The organism is Pseudomonas sp. HP_14 (assembly GCF_055283875.1).
Genome location: NZ_JBTOQI010000043.1, coordinates 16,079 through 32,799 on the forward strand (window position 1 = coordinate 16,079; position 16,721 = coordinate 32,799).

A 16,721-nucleotide genomic window follows, 5' to 3' on the forward strand; every position below is an offset into this window, starting at 1 on the left:
TTAAGGGGCCGCTAAAATATTTTTAACGCAGGCTCAACTGTGTCCACCAGTTGAAATGCTGCTCGACCTTGATGGGTAGGACCTCTTGCAGTGAACGCAATGCCTGATCGCTATTGTCCAGCGGGAAGACGCCGCTGACCCGTAAGGCCGCAGCGTCGTTGCTGATGCGCAAGACGCCCCGTCGGTAAGGGCGCAATGCTTCGATTATTTCGCCAAGCGGCTGATCATGAACTTCCAGCAGACCGTCTTCCCAAACCCCTTCGCCAGCCTGACGCGGGTCAAGCTGCCGCACGCCTGAATGGTCAAGCAATGCGCCCTGAGCGGCGGCAAGTTCCAGGCGGGCACCTCCAGGTGTGGTGAGCAGCACGCGGGATTCCTGAACCCATACGTGAACGTTCTGTTCGCGCTGCGTGACGCTGAAGCGTGTGCCCAATGCACGGATTTCCCCGAAGGTTGTCTGCACCACCAGCGGGCGGGACGGGTCTGTTGCCACCTGAATGCTTAAAGCGCCTTCACGAAGGATCAGCCTGCGCTCGCGAGCACTCAGGGCCAGATCGACACGGCTCTGTGCGTTGAGCACAACCCGGCTGCCATCCTCCAGTACGAATGGGCGGCGCTGAGCGAAACCGCTTTGCAGATCATTGCCCATCCCCGGAAGCAGTCCGGCTCGCTGTAGCCACCAGGCGCCCAGTCCGATGCCCGCCACGCCCAGTGCTCCCCGCAGCAGGTGACGGCGACTCGTGCCTACGTTGCTCAGTACCTGATGCGACACGTCAGGCAGGTCGCTGAATAGAGTCCCTAGTCGCTGCTCCAGCTTGTGCCAGGCTTGACGGTTTTCATCGCTGTGCAGTAACCATTGCTGGAAATGTTGCTGGTCAGCCTCGCTTATATGCCCGGAGCGTTGCAGTGCAGCCCATTCAATGGCCTGTTTGACTGCGGGGGGCAAAGCGCTGCTGCTCATCGGCTTTCCATTGCGAGATAGCACAGGCCCAGCGCTTTAACGATGTACTGGTGAACCCGAGGCGCAGAAATGCCCAGACGCTGGCCAATTTCGGCATAGGTCAGATTGTCGAGCTGGCTGTACAGAAATGCACTGCGTCCGATCGGCGACAGCCCGTCCAGAATCTGATCCAGCGCACTGAGGGCTTCCAGTGCCTGAGCCTGTTCTTCCGCAGACGGTTCATAGGCGAATGGTTGCCCGGCCAGGCTTTCCAGATAAGCACGTTCCAGATCCCGGCGACGCCAACTGGCGAACACCAGCCGTTTGGCGATGGTTGTCAGCAATGCACGGGGTTCGTTGATACCGGATGGGTCGGGCAGCGCCACGACTTGAGCGAAAGTCTCCGCCGCCATGTCGTCTGCATCATGACGGCAGCCCAGTCGCGCGCGAAGTCGGGACAGTAACCAGCTGTGATGTTCACCGAACAATTGGCGCAGGACACGATTACGCATCGTCAGTTGCTGGGCGTCTGGAGAAGAGAGAGTCATGGGTAAAGGTGCTAATGACAATTATTATCAAATGATGACGATTAGCTATCGTCAATGCAACCCGTGTCTACGTTGTGCGGCGTGCGACTCGCATTGAGACTCGCTGTAACATCTTCTACGCTGAGTGTTTCTGGTGCTGTGAACCCACTGACGCGTGCAGTTTTGCAAGCGTGCAATTGCATCACAGGAGGTTGATATCAATGCGTATCCTGATCGTGGGAGCCGGGGCAATTGGCGGCTATTTTGGCGGACGCTTGCTGGAGGCTGGACGCGATGTCAACTTCCTGGTGCGCGCGGCCCGGGCGGATGAGTTACAGCGCGATGGCCTGGTCATCCGCAGCCCACAGGGCAATGTTGTCTACCCCTCACCGCCTTGCGTGCTGGCCCCTATGCTTGACGGCCCATACGATCTGATTGTGCTGAGCTGTAAGGCCTACAACCTCGATGATGCCATGGAGGATTTTGCGGCAGCGGTAGGGCCCGAGACGTTGATACTGCCGTTGCTTAACGGTATGGCGCATCTGACGCGCCTCGCCGAGCGTTTCGATGCGGCCAATGTGCTGGGTGGCCAGTGTCTTATTTCTGTGGATCGTGATGCATCGGGTGCCATTTTGCACCTTAACGACAAGCATCAGCTGTCGTTCGGCGAACTCAATGGCGAGTCTACTGCGCGTATTCTGCGAGTGGCAGAAGCCCTTGCCGATGCCGGATTTGAGGCCAGCCTCAGTCAGCATATTGCTCAGGACATGTGGGATAAGTGGTGCTTTATCGCAACCCTCGCCGGGATCACGGCGTCGATGCGTGCCTGCCTTGGAGACGTGCTGGACGCACAGGGTTTGCCACTGGTGCTGAAGTTGTTCGCTGAATGTTGTGCCATTGCGAGTGCTCAGGGGTATCCGGTGCAAGAGGCGACTCGTCAGCGTTATCTGGCGATGCTGACAACGGCGGGGTCACCGTTGAGTGCTTCCATGCTGCGCGACATGGAGCGCAGCATGCCGATTGAAGTTGAGCATGTGCTGGGTGAACTGGTAGTCCGTCGCGATTCTGAGGAGCCGATGGCGCAGTTGTCGGTATTGGGCTTTGTCTATACGAATTTAAAAGCGTACGAGGCACGTCGTTTGCGTGAGCAATCATGATGGCCAAAATAAAAAACTGCGAACCTTCGCTAATGCCTGGCTTCATAAATCTACGAGTCATTGCCGTCAAAGAGGTATGCCATGCCGGTCAAGCACGATTTATACGCGGATCTCAAACTCACTCGTGAGCAGGTCACGGAGCGCAGCAGCAAAGACAAGAAGCTCACTCAGTTGCTGAGCGACTACGGTCAGATTGATAGCGAGGTGCTGACGGCCGAGTCCGGTTCCGGTATCAATGACGATGACTTGAAGAAACTCAAGGAGAAGCGGCTTCTGATCAAGGACAAGATTGTGCAGCGCATCGAATCTCCGGAGTAGGCCAGAGTTTTGTTCTTTGAGGACAAAAGCAACCGGTGCTTTGAATGACGGGGGACGTTGCCTGTATCGCGGCGCGATTTAGTCTGGTTTCGCCCTGACGGTCGACCCCCTTTGTTTCGGCAAAGGGGGGAAACCATTTATCGGTGACGTATGGCCCCCGCTTCGCAGGGATACCTTCCTTCCGACGCTCGATTCGGCGGTGTGCCCACTATCTCGGCAAGATAAAAGCTCCTGGCTCCGATAGTTATCAAGTTTCTTGCCGGCCGACGTTCATCTGCCTAACCGAGGCCTGAGGACATATCTACACCCGGTTGAGCAGGGCTGTTGCTCGGACCTGCACCCGGTGGAGACTGCACCGCCGATTTCACTTCACCGACTGCACCCTTCGCTTCCTGCGCGACCTTTTCATACCCCTCGCTTGCGGTCTGTTTTACCTTCTCGGTCAGCGAATCACTGGCCTGTCCCATCATCTGGTTTTCACGCTGGGTTGACGGTAATACCGCACCCAGTGCCGCGCCCAGTGCAATCCCGATCGCCGCCAGGGCCAAAGGTTGCTCGCGCAGCATGTAATCGAGACCCGACTGCACGTTACGGGTTTGCTCGTGCAACACGTCACGGGCGTCATGACTGCTTCTGTTCAAGCTATCGCCAGTGGACGAGAGTTTTTCGCCGACCCCCTCGGAAAGCTGACCGGCTTTTTCTTTCATGCGCTGCGCGGTTTCCTCGATCCTCGATTTGGCACTGTCAAACGTGTCCGTCACGCTGTGCGCCATTGTGCTGATGCGGTTGCCCAAGTGATCAAGCCCTGATGATCCCGAAGAGACAGAAGGGCTGTGGTTCTGTCCCATCATCAGCCATAACAGTCCAACCGACGTCAGCACCGTGGGTAAAGGGTTGGTCTTGACCGTGTTGCCCAGATTGCTGAAAAACTCACCGCCGGTACCCTTGCCATAGCTCAAGGCCTGATCAAGTAATTGCCCTGGGGAGAATTTTCCTTCAAGCGCGTCGACGATATTGCCAATGCTGGAGCGTTGCGCGTCGATTTCCCGCTCAAGGGTTTCCGGGCTTTTACGTGAGTCGCTATCAAAGCTTTCAGGGGTTTCAAATGTGCTGTCGATGCTCATGATACTTTCCTCTGGATGGCGTCCTTGTCCTTTTGCAGGGAGCTGACGGTGCGTTCCGGGGTCATGTTGGATGCGTCGAACTGCTTTTTGCCTGACTGGATCATGACGAATCCGATGACCATGGCGATCACGCCGACGATGAGTGCGGCAAGCCACGGCTGCATGATATTGGCCAACGCATAAACGGCAGCGAGTAGCACAATGACCAGGCCCGCAAACATGACCACCGCTCCGCCGCCAACGGCCGCAACACCCGCTTTGGCGGAGTGGATAGACTCTCGGACTTCGGCTTTGGCCAGCGCGAGTTCTTTGCTGAGCAGGGCGGGCACTTCATGCGCCAACTGGCGGATCAGGCCCAGTGCCGAGGTATCGCCTTCGGGTGGCGTATTGGGAGTAGTGCTCATTTACACGTCTCCTCTGGAAAGATCATCTTTGCGCTGGGTCTCTCCGGGCAGGCCCTCATCAGACAGATGATTACCCGGCTCGCGAGGCTTCGGTGTACTTGACGCTGCATCCGGCGTTGAGCTGCGGTCTACTACGCCGGGCCTGCCACTGTGGTAAACGTCGCCCATATGGGGATGGCTGACGGGAGGCACGTGATCCGCTGCAACCACCGGGCTCGACTCTGTCTGGTAATTGCTTCCCAGTTCATCATCGGGCCTGACGGGGCCCGTGCTTGCGGGCTGACGACTGGCCGGGGCCGGAGGGGCGTTGTCGTCGGGGCTCTGATCGGCGCTGGACGCCTTGAGAAACCGCGACAAACCAAAGCCCAGCGCCACGCTGCCAGTGACGAAAAGAGCTGGATTATCCCGCGCCAGTTTGCCTGCCTGCTGCAGCAGCTCATCAATGCTCTTGCCACGCAGGCTGCCTGCCAGGGTCGTCATGTTCTGGGCAAGGTCAGTGACGTAATGTGAAAGCCCCAGCGTGTCACCGTCCTGCATCTGCTCGGCGGCCGACTGAGCGGTGTTCGCAAGGTTTTCAATCTGATCGACGGCTGTGTCGCGATACTGTTCGAAGTGCGCCGAGCCCTGCTGTCTGGCGCTGGCAATGGCTGCTACGGCGTCGTCTTGCAGCTGGTGCAGGTGATCCTGCGGCGTGTCGTTGTTTTGGTCAGCGTTGCTGGCCTGGGTTTGTGACGTTGTGTCCATTGTTGTCACCGCTTTTGCTGTTCATAAAAAATGAAGAGCGTGCTGGGCTCACAACTGACTACGGGCTTCGCATCGATCCTGCGTTCAATGAGGTGGAGTGGGGATTTTTTGCAAGAGTTCTAGGTGGCTGACAGGCGGTCTCCAGCGGCCAATCGCCATACCTGAACTGCGCTCGCGGCAGGCAGAATAAAAGCGAGGCATAAAAAACGGCGTCCAAAGACGCCGTGGCCGGGTTGCCTGATAGCAGGCAGCCCGGTTTGAATACGGGGGAGGAAACGATCAGATCATTGTGGGTCTTGATTTGGAGCGAGTTCTGCCTGAATGCGTTTGTAGATTTCTTCGCGGTGCACAGAAACATTTTTTGGTGCGTTGATGCCCAGGCGTACCTGAAGGCCCTGAACGCCCAAAATCGTGACGGTAATCTCGTCACCAATGTTTATGCTTTCGCCTACTTTGCGGGTGAGTATCAACATAATCGTTTCCTTGATGGCCTCTCAGCAGGAGGCTGGCGTTTGCCTTTGCGTGGTAATAGTTGCCGAGTACATCCAAATGCGTCCATCAATATGACGTTACAGGTGTGAATTTAATTCCCTCGGTACATTTTTCTGTCATCAAGAGCGGTTGCCGACCCGATGAGCGCGCCAATTCTGCCTGTTTTTGTTGGCAAAAGCCCGTATTTAGCTGCACAGACGGACACCTTTCTTTGCAGAGCGTGAAGCACGTACCTCACTGGCAGTGTTTTCACGCAGCACAATGCAGGCCACCACGGTTCATCCCTGATCGAATATCAGCGTAGGCGTAACTCCAGAGATACGCTGGAGACTTCTGAAAATATTCATGGAAATCGTGACAAAACACGTAGGACTGCAGTGTTTGTCAGGTCGGACACGTCTGAATTTGAGAGTGGGGGAGTGTCGGATAACACGGCTGGAGTCCACGAAAACTAAACGTGGCTAGAGAGGGCAGGGGCGGGAAGATCGGGACATGTGTTGCACAGCAGTGTCGCTGTTGGGCCAACTGAGTGGGTTGGCCCAACAACAGGGTGCTAGATCAAATCACCATCGACAACAGCATGATGAAGATCAAACCCACCACCGACAGAATGGTTTCCATCACCGTCCAGGTCTTGAACGTCTCGGCCACTGTCATATTGAAATACTGCTTCACCAGCCAGAAACCAGCATCGTTCACGTGAGACAGAATCAACGAACCTGCGCCTGTCGCCAACACCAGCAACTCACGGTTAACGCCCGGGATCAGACCAATGACGGGTGCCACGATGCCCGCACCGGTAATAGTCGCCACCGTCGCCGAACCTGTTGCAACGCGAATCACCGCCGCTACCAGCCAGGCCAGCATGATCGGATTGATCTGCGCCTGCACTGCCATGTTACCAATCAGGTCGCCTACGCCGCTGGCTACCAGCATCTGCTTGAAGCCACCGCCCGCACCTACGATCAGCACGATAGCGGCTACCGGCGTCAGGCTCTGATCGAGCAATTTCATGATTTTAGTGCGATCAAAACCACGCGCTGAACCGAAGGTGTAAAAGGCCAGCAGCAAAGCAGCGAGCAGAGCGGTGATCGGGTGGCCGATGAAGTCCATCCAGATGCGGAAGGTATTGCCTTCAGGCAGGACCACATCAGCGAAGGTCTTCAGCAACATCAGGAACACTGGCAGCAGGATGGTCACCAGGGTGATACCAAAACTTGGCAGGTTGGTCGCGCTCGACTCTTTGCCAATCTGCTCCATCAACTCCTGCGAAGGCGTGCCTGGTACGTATTTGGAAATCCATTTGCCGTAGATAGGGCCGGCAATGATTGCAGTCGGCAGTGCCACCAACAGGCCGTAGAAAATAGTCTTGCCGATATCAGCGCCGAAGATACCGATGGCCAGCAGCGGGCCCGGGTGTGGCGGAACCAGACCGTGAACGGCGGACAGACCGGCCAGCAACGGGATGCCGATTTTGACGATGGACACGCCAGTGCGACGAGCGACGATGTAGACCAGCGGAATCAGCAGAACAAAGCCGATCTCGAAGAACAAAGGAATGCCTACCAGAAAGGCGGCAAACATCATTGCCCAATGCACACGCTGTTTACCGAATGAGCGGATGAGCGTTTGTGCGATCTGGTCAGCGCCACCGGAATCGGCCATCAGCTTGCCGAGCATTGTGCCCAGGCCAAGGATGATACCGACGAAGCCCAGCACACCGCCGAAGCCATCCTGGAAGGCTTTCATGACTTTTTCCACCGGCATGCCGGACGTCAGGCCAAGGAAGCCTGCGGCAATCGTCAGGGCGACGAAAGGGTGAACCTTGAATTTGGTGATCAGCAGAATCAGGCCGATGATCGTAACCACCGCATCGACCAACAGGTACGTCTCGTGTGTCATACCGAACATGGGTGTCTCTCCGGTTATCTTTATTGTTTATGGAGCTTCGGCTAAACGCTGTCGTTCCACATTTTCAGCACATTTCAGTGCAAGACAGCGCTGTCTTTCGCGCTCACGCCTTTAGCTGGCTTTTGACGCTTTCCACCAGTTCGCTGCTTGAGTGCTGATCTCGTCAATCGATGCATTGCCTGCATCCACGACCAACGTACGATCTTCGCCATAGGGTGGTTCAAGCGTTGCGAACTGGCTGTCAACCAGGCTGGCTGGCATGAAGTGGCCGGGGCGATGGGAGCAGCGATCAACTGCCACCTCCTTGGTCAGTTCCAGGAACACAAAGCCTAGACCAGGCACAGCTTTGCGCAGGCGTTCGCGATAAATGAGTTTGAGGGAGGAGCAGGTCAGTACCGGACGTTCGCCTTTACTCAATGCTGCGGCCATTTCTTTGCCCAGCGTCTCGAGCCAGCCGGCGCGATCTTCGTCGTTGAGAGGGTGGCCTTCACTCATCTTCTTGATGTTGGCGGGGGGGTGGAAGGCGTCACCTTCGATCAGGCGGCCTCCGCTCTTGGCGGCAATCTCGGCACCGACGGCGCTCTTGCCGCAGCCCGAAACGCCCATGATCACGAGGGCGGAAATAGCAGAGTTCGCAGTTGTCACAGTAGGCCACCTTAGCTGGAGACAGCGCTGTCTTTGTCGGCTTGGACATAAGCACAGCAAGAGCTGGTTCCAGTTCTTGTCATTGTTTTGAATGAATCGGTCTTCATCGGACGTTACTCCAAGTCAATAAAATGACTGAAAGCATTGGCAGGGTCCATGAGACAGCGCTACCTTAGAGCCCATACGCCACCTTTGGCAACCCCCGCTGTTTATCCCTGTGTAGTTGGCAACGCATGACACGCATTGGTTCCCGCTCTACTGGCCGTCCGACCCTCAATGAAGTTGCACGCCAGGCTGGCGTTTCACCCATCACCGCTTCTCGCGCTCTGCGGGGTATCAGTACCGTTACGCCCGAGTCGGTAGAGCGAGTCCGCGCGGCGGCCCTTGCCTTGGGCTATGTTGCCAACCCGGCAGCGCGAGCGCTGGCGTCTTCGCAAAGCCAGACCGTCGTGGTGCTGGTGCCTTCACTGTCTAACCAGTTGTTCATTGAAACGCTTGAAGCGATTCAGAATGTGCTGCGCACTCGCGGTCTGGATGTCGTGATCGGTAACTATCACTATTCGCCTGAGGAAGAAGAAAACCTCCTGCGTAATCACCTGGTGAACCGCCCGCGAGGGTTGCTGCTCACCGGTTTCGACCACACTCCGGCTCTGCGTCAGCTATTGGCGGCGAGCGGTATACCGTGCGTACACATGATGGAGCTGGACACCGTGCGCGGTTCCTATTGCGTGGGGTTCTCGCAAATACAGGCCGGTGCCGAGGCGGCTCGACATTTGCTGGGGCGCGGTCGCAAACGCCTGGCGTACATCGCCGCGCAACTTGACCCTCGCGTGATGCAGCGCGGAGAAGGGTTTCGTCAGGTGCTGGAGGAGCAAGGGCTTTACGATCCAGGCTTGCAAATGATGACGCCGCAACCGTCTTCCATCGGTCTGGGAGGTGAGTTGTTCATGCAATTGATAACGCAACATCCCGACGTGGATGGCGTGTTCTTCTGCAACGATGACCTTGCCCAGGGCGCGGCACTTGAGGCGTTGCGTCGCGGCATCGAGATTCCGCAGCAGGTGTCGTTGGTGGGCTTCAATGATTTGCCCGGGTCGGCGCATATGGTTCCGCGCCTGACCTCGATCCGCACCCCGCGTGAAGAGGTCGGGCAGCGGGCTGCGCAATTATTGCTGGGGCTTATCGATGGAGTTGCGCAGAAACCCCAGGTGGACCTGGGGTTTGAGCTGGTCGTACGGGAGAGCTCTTGAGCAAGGGCTCCAGACGGATCAGTAACCGTTGCGTTTGAGGATGGTATCCAGGCTTTCTTTGGCTGGACGACCATAGAACTTCAGCAGTTCCGAAGTACGGTTGGTGAAGAAACCATCAACGCCGTCATGACTGATCTGTTTGAAGTCCACTTCCTCATCGACAGTGTAAGGATGCACAACCATGCCTCGTTCATGAGCCACGTTGTTCATCCATGGTTTGACCAGGTCCATGTAGCTCTGGTCGCCACCGTTGGTGAGCTTCGCTGAAGGGCCCGTACCAATCGCGCCATGCGCTTTGGCCCAGTCGACCCAAGCGACAAACTCTTCCTGGGTTTTCGGCTTCTGAGCACCGTAGTAAGTGGCTTTGTCTTTGGCGCCCGAGTCTGCGAAGGCCACATCGGACTCGGGTTCGATGGAGCCTTTACCGATCCACAGCAGCAATACTTTCGGCACTTGTGGCATCTCTTTCTGCAACAATACCAGGCTTGGTTTCTCGAATGTTTGCAGAACAACGCGACCGGGCATCTGCGCGACGCTTACATAACCGGCAGCAGCAGCGGGGCGACTAGTGAGCCAGCCACGTTTGGCCAGTACTTTCTTGAGGTCTGCTTCGATACCGGGGAATTGGCTCGGCGCTTTGGTTTCGATGTACAGCCCGGGCTTGTTTTTGCCGCCTTCGGCGATATCGATCACTTCCTCCAGCGTCAGGATCTGCAGACCGGCGTAAGCCTCACGGGCGCGGTCCGGGTGAGCCTTGTTGAACCAGCTGCCTGCATCCAGCTGTTTGATTTCATCGAGGGTAAAGGTGTTCAGCGGGTCTTTGATTCGCTTGGGGAAGACTTGCGCGATGTTGGTCGTGCGCTCCAGAGTGTCATCGTGCAAGGCGATCAGTACGCCGTCTTTTGTGCGCTGAATATCCATTTCCAGATAGTCTGCGCCCTGATCCCGCGCCACTGTGTAGGCGGGAATGGTTTCCTCGGGTGCATCATAAGATGCGCCGCGGTGGGCGATCACTGCGGGCCACGGCAAGCCGATTTTTGCACTCAGTGCCTTGCCAGGCGGCTCGGCCGAGACGGCTACCCCGGAGGCCATCATCAAGCCTGCCAGCACGCTGCCGGTCAGAATGCTGCTCAACGGCGTCTTGAGAAGCAGCGTTTTTGATATTCCTTTCAGCATGGTCTCGATAATCCTTCTTTTTGTGATCGTTGACGATCAGGTCGTTCATTGCCGAAAAACCTGAGGCAGAGCTTTAGCAGCCTCTGGTTGACCCGGCAAGTGCTGCGTCGTTCTGTGATCGTTGATGTCGTTACCCAACACATCATGCATATCACTGTAGGAGTGAGCTTGCTCGCGATAGCGTCACGTCAGACGATATTTTCTTAACAGATCTACCCCTATCGCGAGCAAGCTCACTCCTACAGGGTCATGCGGCGGCATTTTTCAAATCAGAAGGTTGGCGGGCCAAATAACAGGCACCAGTTGATCAGTCTTTTGTTGCAGCGCAATGAAGTCCGGTTCCACAAACAAAAATGCCAGTCAGGGTCGCTGACTGGCATTGGCTATTGCACGGGCTAATCACAGATCATCAAAGAACCGTTCATGCCAATCCACCAGCGGTTGTGGCGAGTTCAGCTTCTGGCCGTAGATGACTGAGTAGGACAGCACGTTCTGCACGTACTGGCGGGTTTCGTCGAATGGAATGCTTTCCACCCACACATCAAAGGCCAGGTGATTGGCACCCTTGAGCCACTGTCTGACGCGGCCGGGGCCTGCGTTATAAGCAGCGGAGGCGAGCACCCGATTGCCATTGAACTGGGCGTGGACCTGGCTCAGATAGGCCGCGCCCAACTGAATATTTTTATCCGGATCCAGCACTTGCTGAGGGGACGCCAGCGGGATGCTGAATTTGCGTGCGGTTTCCTTGGCGGTGGCTGGCATCAACTGCATCAGGCCGCTCGCACCGACCCCCGAGCGAGCATCGTCCATGAAGGCACTTTCCTGGCGGGTAATTGCAAACACCCAGCTTGAATGCAGGCCGCGAACCTTGGCTTCACGAACCAGCGTGTCGCGGTGTGCCATCGGGAAGCGGATATCCAGATCGTCCCAATACTGCGCCTGGCTGATAGTCCGAATGGCCGGGAAGTACCATTTCAGGTCGTAAGCCAGTTTCGCCTGGGCAACCATTTCGTCGCGGTTGAAATGACGGCTGACGTGGTACCACTCGCGTCGTCCATCCACGATCTGCCCACGGGCATGAAACTCCAGCGCGCGACGTACGCCCGGTGTATTGCGTACCTTGTTGATCAAAGCCTGGCTGAGCACCAGTGGCTTGTTGTTGATCTGATAAGCGCTTTGGGTCCGGTCGGCCGCCAGGAAACCATAGAAGTCACGCTCCTTGGCCACGTCTTTGTAGAGCGCCGGGATCAGCGGACTGTGCGGTTGGGCGAGCTCCAGAGAGCGGGCTTCCCAGTAGCGCCAGCGATTGGTGTCAGCAAGATCCTTGGGCAGGCGACGACTCAGCTCGTAAGCATCTTCCCAGCGGCCGAGGCGCAGCAGCAGGCGCAGGCGCCATTCGGTGACCGTGTTGTCGCGCAGGTCCGGGTCGTATTTGGTCATGACCTCCAGTGCGCGCCCGTCATAGCGACGTGCGAGGGTCAGGCCGATCTCTTTGGCGATCTGTACTTGCTCCTCATGGGAGAAATGCATCTTGGCCGAGTAGCCGTCGAGCATATCCATGGCTTTCTGAGGATCTTGCCTGGCCAGTCGGCGCAGGCCGAGGCCGACTACGTCAGACATCGCCTCATCGACGGGAACGAACTGCGCCGGGTTGTTGAGCATCTCCGGTTTTTTGGCGATTTCCAGCAGCAACTTGCCCTGCGGTGCAAGGCTGTTGAGGCTGTTAACCAGTGTGGTTGCCAAGGGGTAGTTGCCTGCCTGTGCGGCGAGCTTGGCCCGCTGCCAGCGTTTCTGTTCCGGAAGCTGGCCGTCAGCGGCCCACTGGGCGAAGAATCCATCGCAGGAACCTGGCAGGCTCTTGCCCGTCATCCACAGTTTCTCGGCGCTGGCATAACCCTCGGCTTTTTTGCCGTGCCCCAGCAGGTACTGACCGTAAAGGCAGTCGAGCTCAACGAAGTTCATCTTCGGGTCGTAATACTTGACGAAGGTTGCCCAATCGCCCCGTTCAGCAAGCCAGCGCAACCAGCGCAACTTCATCCAGTTGGCCTGTGGCAGATCACCATGCTCGGCCAGGAATTTTTCGATTTCCGGATTGCTCGCAGTCTTCAGGCGGGCGGTCAGCTCGTCGTAGGCCAGATAGGGTTCCAGCGGATAATCCGCGAGTGCTGCGGCATAAGCTCGATAAGGGCCCGTGTCGCCTTTGGCCAATGCGCTTTTGGCCACATCGTAATACTGACGCTGTTGGTTGAGATCTGCGGCGTAAACAGTTTGAGCCGCAGTAGCAGAGAGGAGCATGCAGGAAAAAAGGCTGAACAAGCGACTGCGCATGAGACTTCCGAGCAGATGAATCGTGAAAAGTGTCGCTAGCTTAGCCTTTTGCCAGCTCTGGTTGAAAGCGTTGCGGACCGGGGTTTCGCAACTGGAAACAAATGAAGCAGGCCAAAGGTGCGCGATTGCGCATTCGCGGCGGCGCGCTTGTCATTGAAACCCGACATATGGCTGCTATCTCAGGTAGAATGCGCCCCCGGTTTTTGGAGAAGCTCATGACCCTGCTCAAATTCAGCGATGTGTCCCTTGCTTTCGGCGCTATGCCGTTGTTGGACAAGGTATCCTGGCAGATCGCCCGTGGTGAGCGGGTGTGCATCATCGGTCGTAACGGTACTGGCAAGTCCAGCATGTTGAAGCTCGTCAAGGGCGTACAGAAGCCCGATGACGGGGCCGTCTGGCGTGCGCCGGGCCTGAAAATCGGTGAATTGCCCCAGGAGTTGCCAGTGGCCGACGACCGGACAGTGTTCGACGTGGTCGCTGAAGGTCTGGACGGTGTGGGCGCCTTGCTGGCCGAGTATCACCACCTGGCGCAGAACTGCGTGACCGAGGAAGACCTGAACAAGCTGATGCATGTTCAGCAGGACCTTGAGGCCCGTGATGGCTGGCGCCTGCAGCAACTGGTTGATAGCACCTTGAGTCGTCTGCAGCTGCCTGCCGACAAGACCCTCGCCGAGTTGTCCGGTGGCTGGCGCCGCCGCGTGTTGCTGGCCCAGGCATTGGTGTCCGAACCAGACCTGCTGCTGCTCGACGAGCCAACCAACCACCTGGACATCGGTGCGATTGCCTGGCTGGAAGACGCCCTCAAGGAGTTCCAGGGGGCTGTGCTGTTTATTACGCACGACCGTTCTTTCCTGCAGAACCTCGCGACGCGCATCCTTGAGCTGGATCGTGGCGGCCTGATTGACTGGAACGGCGACTACGCAAGCTTCCTGGTGCACAAGGAAGCTGTACTGGCTGCCGAAGAAACGGCCAATGCCTTGTTCGATAAGCGTCTGGCCCAGGAAGAAGTCTGGATCCGTCAGGGCATCAAGGCCCGTCGCACCCGTAACGAAGGTCGCGTACGCGCTCTGAAAGCGTTGCGCGTTGAGCGCGGCGAGCGTCGTGAGCGTACCGGCAAGGCGAATATCCAGCTGGATACAGCCGACAAGTCAGGCAAGCAGGTCATGGTGCTGGACAACGTCAGCTTCGCTCACCCGGGTGGGCCTATGCTGATCAAGGACTTCTCCATGGTCCTGCAGCGCGAAGACCGTATCGGTCTGCTGGGTGCCAACGGTACCGGCAAGACCACGCTGCTCAAGCTGATGCTCGACAACCTGCAGCCAACCAGTGGTTCGGTAGATGTCGGCACGCGTCTGGACGTGGCTTACTTCGACCAGTTGCGTCACCAGTTGGACCTCGAGAAAACCGTGATCGATAACGTCGCCGAAGGTCGCGACTTTATTGATATCGATGGTCAGAGCCGTCACGTACTGAGCTATCTGGGCGACTTCCTGTTCAGCCCGCAACGTGCCCGTACGCCGGTCAAGGCGTTGTCAGGCGGTGAGCGTGCGCGTCTGTTGCTGGCCAAGCTGTTCAGCAAGCCTGCTAACCTGCTGGTTCTCGACGAACCGACCAACGACCTGGACGTGGAAACCCTGGAGTTGCTTGAAGAAGTGCTGTTGACCTTCAAGGGCACTGTATTGATGGTTAGTCACGACCGGGCATTCCTCGACAACGTGGTCACCAGTACTCTGGTCTTCGAGGGTGAAGGCAAGGTTCGTGAATACGTCGGTGGTTATCAGGACTGGTTGCGTCAGGGTGGTTCGCCAAAACTGTTGGGTGTCACCGACTCCAAGTCGGGTAAAGCCGAGCTGGCCACTGCCGTGGTAGAGGCCGCTCCGGTAGAGGCTAAAGAAATGCCAGTGGCGAGCGCCAAGAAGAAGCTCAGCTACAAGCTGCAGCGTGAACTTGAAGCGCTACCAGAGCAGATCGATGAAGTCGAAGCACAGATTGCCGCATTGACCGCTGAAATGGCCGAGCCTGGCTTCTACCAGCGTCCCGCAGAGCAGACTGCGGCCGTGTTGGCGCAACTGGAAAATCGCCAGGCTGAGCTGGACGGTTTGCTGGAGCGCTGGGCCGAACTGGACGCCTGATACTCAAGGCAAATAAAAAGCCCGGATCAGTGATCCGGGCTTTTTATTGTGCAATTAGCACGGCTTTTATCAAGCAACGCACGATTCTCTGAGTGACCAAAATCTTGTAGGAGTGAGCTTGCTCGCGATAGCGTCAGTTCAGCCAATAAATTGGTCACCCAAGAAACAGAATCGCAAGCAAGCTCACTCCTACAGGTCGATGTTCGTGGTGAGACAGCGCTGTGCCACGGACAGGAAGTGTGCTTGTTAATCCTGTTGTTGGATCACTCCGCCTTTTTCAGGCGTACTGCGAGCACATCACAAGGCGCACCATGCAATACGTCGTTAGCCGTTGAGCCCAGCAATAAAGCCAAACCATGACGGCCGTGGCTGCCCACAACAATCAAATCGCATTTTTCCGTGATTGCCAGCTGATGAATTTCCTGGCGAGGCTGACCGTACACCAAATGAGCGTCACCGATATTAGTATCCGGATACTGAGCTTTCAGTACGGCAAGCTTGTCCTTGGCTTGGTCAAACTGCTGCTGTTGAAGCTGCGACAGGTCCATTGGTACGTCGCCGCCAAAGGCCATGGCCACGGGCTCGACGATATGAACCAGCGACAGCTTGGCCCCATTGCGCTCGGCAATTTCGCGACCGCGGGAAAGGACAGGGTTGCACTCGTCAGTCAGGTCAACGGCGACCAGAACGTGTTCATACTTCATGAGGAAGTCCTCCGTAAGGTTGCGATACATTCAGTATGGCTCTTTAACACCCATCTGGGCAGGCCATTGTTTTCAGTTCTAGGTAAGCGGACAAAAAGGCAGCAAGCAATATGACGTTCTGGATAATTCTGTCAATCGTTGGTGTGATGCTGAGTCCTTTGGTATGGCTGCGGCCCTCTCGGCAGCAGGGCGGCAGAATGGCGCTACGCATGGAGGCACGTCGCATGGGGCTTGCGATGCAGTTGGTGGCTCAGGACTGGCCGCACTGGCTTGCCAAAGAGCCGCCGAGTCCCTGTGCGCAATACCATCGGCCGCGACGCAGCAGCAAACCGTCTGTATGGGCGTATTGGCAGGCAGAGCCCGGAGTTTGGCTCAATCATTGGCGTGAGCCTTGTGAGGATGCGGTGCTGCTGGGGCATTTCAATACGCTGCCAGCGGACGTCTACAAGATCGAGGCGGACCAGCAGATGGTCACGTTGTATTGGGGCGAGAAGGGCGAGGCGGATGTATTGCAGCGCATTGCAGCCGTCCTGAAAGCGTTGGCTTGAGGCGGCCCGGTCAAATCGCAGGCATTAAAAAGCCCGATAACAACATCGGGCTGGGGTTGGCCAGGCAGGCCGATAATTCTGTAGCGCTTTGCGGTGCAATGCCCAAAGCGTCTGACGTGTGCATTTAGCGAAAACCTGATGTTCTGCCGCGTGCTGTCGTGCGCTGAATGTAGACCCTTTGCTCTCATTTGTCGCGCTTTCTTGCATTTATTTTCATTCGTGACCATCTATGGTGCAAAAAGGCGGCTGGGTATTTGCACGCGGCTCGCCTATAAACACAGTGAATAGAGCCTGATCACGCTGAACTTGAGCGGTCCAGAG

16 protein-coding genes are annotated in these 16,721 nt (G+C 56.9%); 5 read left to right on the forward strand and 11 right to left on the reverse strand.

The genetic code is table 11. The features are described 5' to 3' along the window. Positions 1–22 precede the first annotated feature (22 nt). Together ACYASS_RS21885 and ACYASS_RS21890 are read right to left on the reverse strand one after the other, a co-directional pair. On the reverse strand, positions 23–961 hold the full coding sequence (locus tag ACYASS_RS21885) for a FecR domain-containing protein (RefSeq protein ID WP_463587661.1): 939 nt from the start codon (positions 959–961) through the stop codon (positions 23–25). Continuing rightward, positions 958–1,488, reverse strand: a complete 531-nt coding sequence (locus ACYASS_RS21890; protein ID WP_463587662.1) for a sigma-70 family RNA polymerase sigma factor — start codon at positions 1,486–1,488, stop codon at positions 958–960. The genes ACYASS_RS21885 and ACYASS_RS21890 overlap by 4 nt, the downstream gene beginning before the upstream one ends. A gap of 200 nt (positions 1,489–1,688) precedes the next feature. Between ACYASS_RS21890 and ACYASS_RS21895 the strand changes: the two genes are divergently transcribed. Further along, positions 1,689–2,624: a ketopantoate reductase family protein gene (locus tag ACYASS_RS21895; RefSeq protein WP_463587663.1), complete on the forward strand. Its 936-nt coding sequence runs from the start codon at positions 1,689–1,691 to the stop codon at positions 2,622–2,624. Between the two features lie 81 nt (positions 2,625–2,705). Next, the gene (locus tag ACYASS_RS21900; RefSeq protein ID WP_243245726.1) at positions 2,706–2,942 is read left to right on the forward strand and encodes a DUF465 domain-containing protein; all 237 of its coding nucleotides are present in this window, start codon (positions 2,706–2,708) and stop codon (positions 2,940–2,942) included. Between the two features lie 278 nt (positions 2,943–3,220). Here ACYASS_RS21900 and ACYASS_RS21905 read toward each other — a convergent pair whose 3' ends face one another. From ACYASS_RS21905 to ACYASS_RS21930, 6 genes are all read right to left on the reverse strand, one after another. Further along, on the reverse strand, positions 3,221–4,066 hold the full coding sequence (locus ACYASS_RS21905; RefSeq protein WP_463587664.1) for a DUF3618 domain-containing protein: 846 nt from the start codon (positions 4,064–4,066) through the stop codon (positions 3,221–3,223). Further along, on the reverse strand, positions 4,063–4,470 hold the full coding sequence (locus ACYASS_RS21910; RefSeq protein ID WP_463587665.1) for a phage holin family protein: 408 nt from the start codon (positions 4,468–4,470) through the stop codon (positions 4,063–4,065). The genes ACYASS_RS21905 and ACYASS_RS21910 overlap by 4 nt, the downstream gene beginning before the upstream one ends. Next, a complete protein-coding gene (locus ACYASS_RS21915) occupies positions 4,471–5,214 on the reverse strand; it encodes a hypothetical protein (RefSeq protein WP_463587666.1) in 744 nt (247 codons plus the stop codon). It lies immediately after the preceding gene. A gap of 284 nt (positions 5,215–5,498) precedes the next feature. After that, positions 5,499–5,687, reverse strand: coding sequence for a carbon storage regulator CsrA (gene csrA, locus ACYASS_RS21920; protein WP_002554157.1), 189 nt, complete (start codon positions 5,685–5,687; stop codon positions 5,499–5,501). Between the two features lie 577 nt (positions 5,688–6,264). Then, positions 6,265–7,617: a GntP family permease gene (locus ACYASS_RS21925; RefSeq protein WP_122666435.1), complete on the reverse strand. Its 1,353-nt coding sequence runs from the start codon at positions 7,615–7,617 to the stop codon at positions 6,265–6,267. 111 nt (positions 7,618–7,728) lie between these two features. Beyond that, the gene (locus ACYASS_RS21930; protein ID WP_463587831.1) at positions 7,729–8,223 is read right to left on the reverse strand and encodes a gluconokinase; all 495 of its coding nucleotides are present in this window, start codon (positions 8,221–8,223) and stop codon (positions 7,729–7,731) included. Positions 8,224–8,495: 272 nt separating this feature from the next. Here ACYASS_RS21930 and gntR point away from each other — a divergent pair, with 272 nt between their 5' ends. Next, positions 8,496–9,512: an HTH-type transcriptional regulator GntR gene (gene gntR, locus ACYASS_RS21935; protein WP_463587667.1), complete on the forward strand. Its 1,017-nt coding sequence runs from the start codon at positions 8,496–8,498 to the stop codon at positions 9,510–9,512. An 18-nt stretch (positions 9,513–9,530) separates the two neighbouring features. Here gntR and ACYASS_RS21940 read toward each other — a convergent pair whose 3' ends face one another. Next, positions 9,531–10,685, reverse strand: a complete 1,155-nt coding sequence (locus tag ACYASS_RS21940) for a glycerophosphodiester phosphodiesterase (protein WP_463587832.1) — start codon at positions 10,683–10,685, stop codon at positions 9,531–9,533. A gap of 402 nt (positions 10,686–11,087) precedes the next feature. Then, positions 11,088–13,016, reverse strand: coding sequence for a transglycosylase SLT domain-containing protein (locus ACYASS_RS21945; protein WP_463587668.1), 1,929 nt, complete (start codon positions 13,014–13,016; stop codon positions 11,088–11,090). Between the two features lie 215 nt (positions 13,017–13,231). Between ACYASS_RS21945 and ACYASS_RS21950 the strand changes: the two genes are divergently transcribed. Beyond that, the gene (locus tag ACYASS_RS21950) at positions 13,232–15,148 is read left to right on the forward strand and encodes an ATP-binding cassette domain-containing protein (protein ID WP_463587669.1); all 1,917 of its coding nucleotides are present in this window, start codon (positions 13,232–13,234) and stop codon (positions 15,146–15,148) included. A gap of 263 nt (positions 15,149–15,411) precedes the next feature. Here the strand turns inward: ACYASS_RS21950 and ACYASS_RS21955 are convergent, their stop codons facing one another. Continuing rightward, positions 15,412–15,852, reverse strand: coding sequence for a universal stress protein (locus ACYASS_RS21955; RefSeq protein WP_243245719.1), 441 nt, complete (start codon positions 15,850–15,852; stop codon positions 15,412–15,414). 110 nt (positions 15,853–15,962) lie between these two features. Here ACYASS_RS21955 and ACYASS_RS21960 point away from each other — a divergent pair, with 110 nt between their 5' ends. Next, a complete protein-coding gene (locus ACYASS_RS21960) occupies positions 15,963–16,400 on the forward strand; it encodes a hypothetical protein (protein ID WP_463587670.1) in 438 nt (145 codons plus the stop codon). Positions 16,401–16,721 lie beyond the last annotated feature (321 nt).

Bases quoted from the DNA above. Each gene is read 5' to 3' on its own strand.
- ACYASS_RS21885 (WP_463587661.1), bottom strand. From the start codon at position 961: ATGAGCAGCAGCGCTTTGCCCCCCGCAGTCAAACAGGCCATTGAATGG.
- ACYASS_RS21890 (WP_463587662.1), bottom strand. From the start codon at position 1,488: ATGACTCTCTCTTCTCCAGACGCCCAGCAACTGACGATGCGTAATCGT.
- ACYASS_RS21895 (WP_463587663.1), top strand. From the start codon at position 1,689: ATGCGTATCCTGATCGTGGGAGCCGGGGCAATTGGCGGCTATTTTGGC.
- ACYASS_RS21900 (WP_243245726.1), top strand. From the start codon at position 2,706: ATGCCGGTCAAGCACGATTTATACGCGGATCTCAAACTCACTCGTGAG.
- ACYASS_RS21905 (WP_463587664.1), bottom strand. From the start codon at position 4,066: ATGAGCATCGACAGCACATTTGAAACCCCTGAAAGCTTTGATAGCGAC.
- ACYASS_RS21910 (WP_463587665.1), bottom strand. From the start codon at position 4,470: ATGAGCACTACTCCCAATACGCCACCCGAAGGCGATACCTCGGCACTG.
- ACYASS_RS21915 (WP_463587666.1), bottom strand. From the start codon at position 5,214: ATGGACACAACGTCACAAACCCAGGCCAGCAACGCTGACCAAAACAAC.
- csrA (WP_002554157.1), bottom strand. From the start codon at position 5,687: ATGTTGATACTCACCCGCAAAGTAGGCGAAAGCATAAACATTGGTGAC.
- ACYASS_RS21925 (WP_122666435.1), bottom strand. From the start codon at position 7,617: ATGTTCGGTATGACACACGAGACGTACCTGTTGGTCGATGCGGTGGTT.
- ACYASS_RS21930 (WP_463587831.1), bottom strand. From the start codon at position 8,223: ATGGGCGTTTCGGGCTGCGGCAAGAGCGCCGTCGGTGCCGAGATTGCC.
- gntR (WP_463587667.1), top strand. From the start codon at position 8,496: ATGACACGCATTGGTTCCCGCTCTACTGGCCGTCCGACCCTCAATGAA.
- ACYASS_RS21945 (WP_463587668.1), bottom strand. From the start codon at position 13,016: ATGCGCAGTCGCTTGTTCAGCCTTTTTTCCTGCATGCTCCTCTCTGCT.
- ACYASS_RS21950 (WP_463587669.1), top strand. From the start codon at position 13,232: ATGACCCTGCTCAAATTCAGCGATGTGTCCCTTGCTTTCGGCGCTATG.
- ACYASS_RS21955 (WP_243245719.1), bottom strand. From the start codon at position 15,852: ATGAAGTATGAACACGTTCTGGTCGCCGTTGACCTGACTGACGAGTGC.
- ACYASS_RS21960 (WP_463587670.1), top strand. From the start codon at position 15,963: ATGACGTTCTGGATAATTCTGTCAATCGTTGGTGTGATGCTGAGTCCT.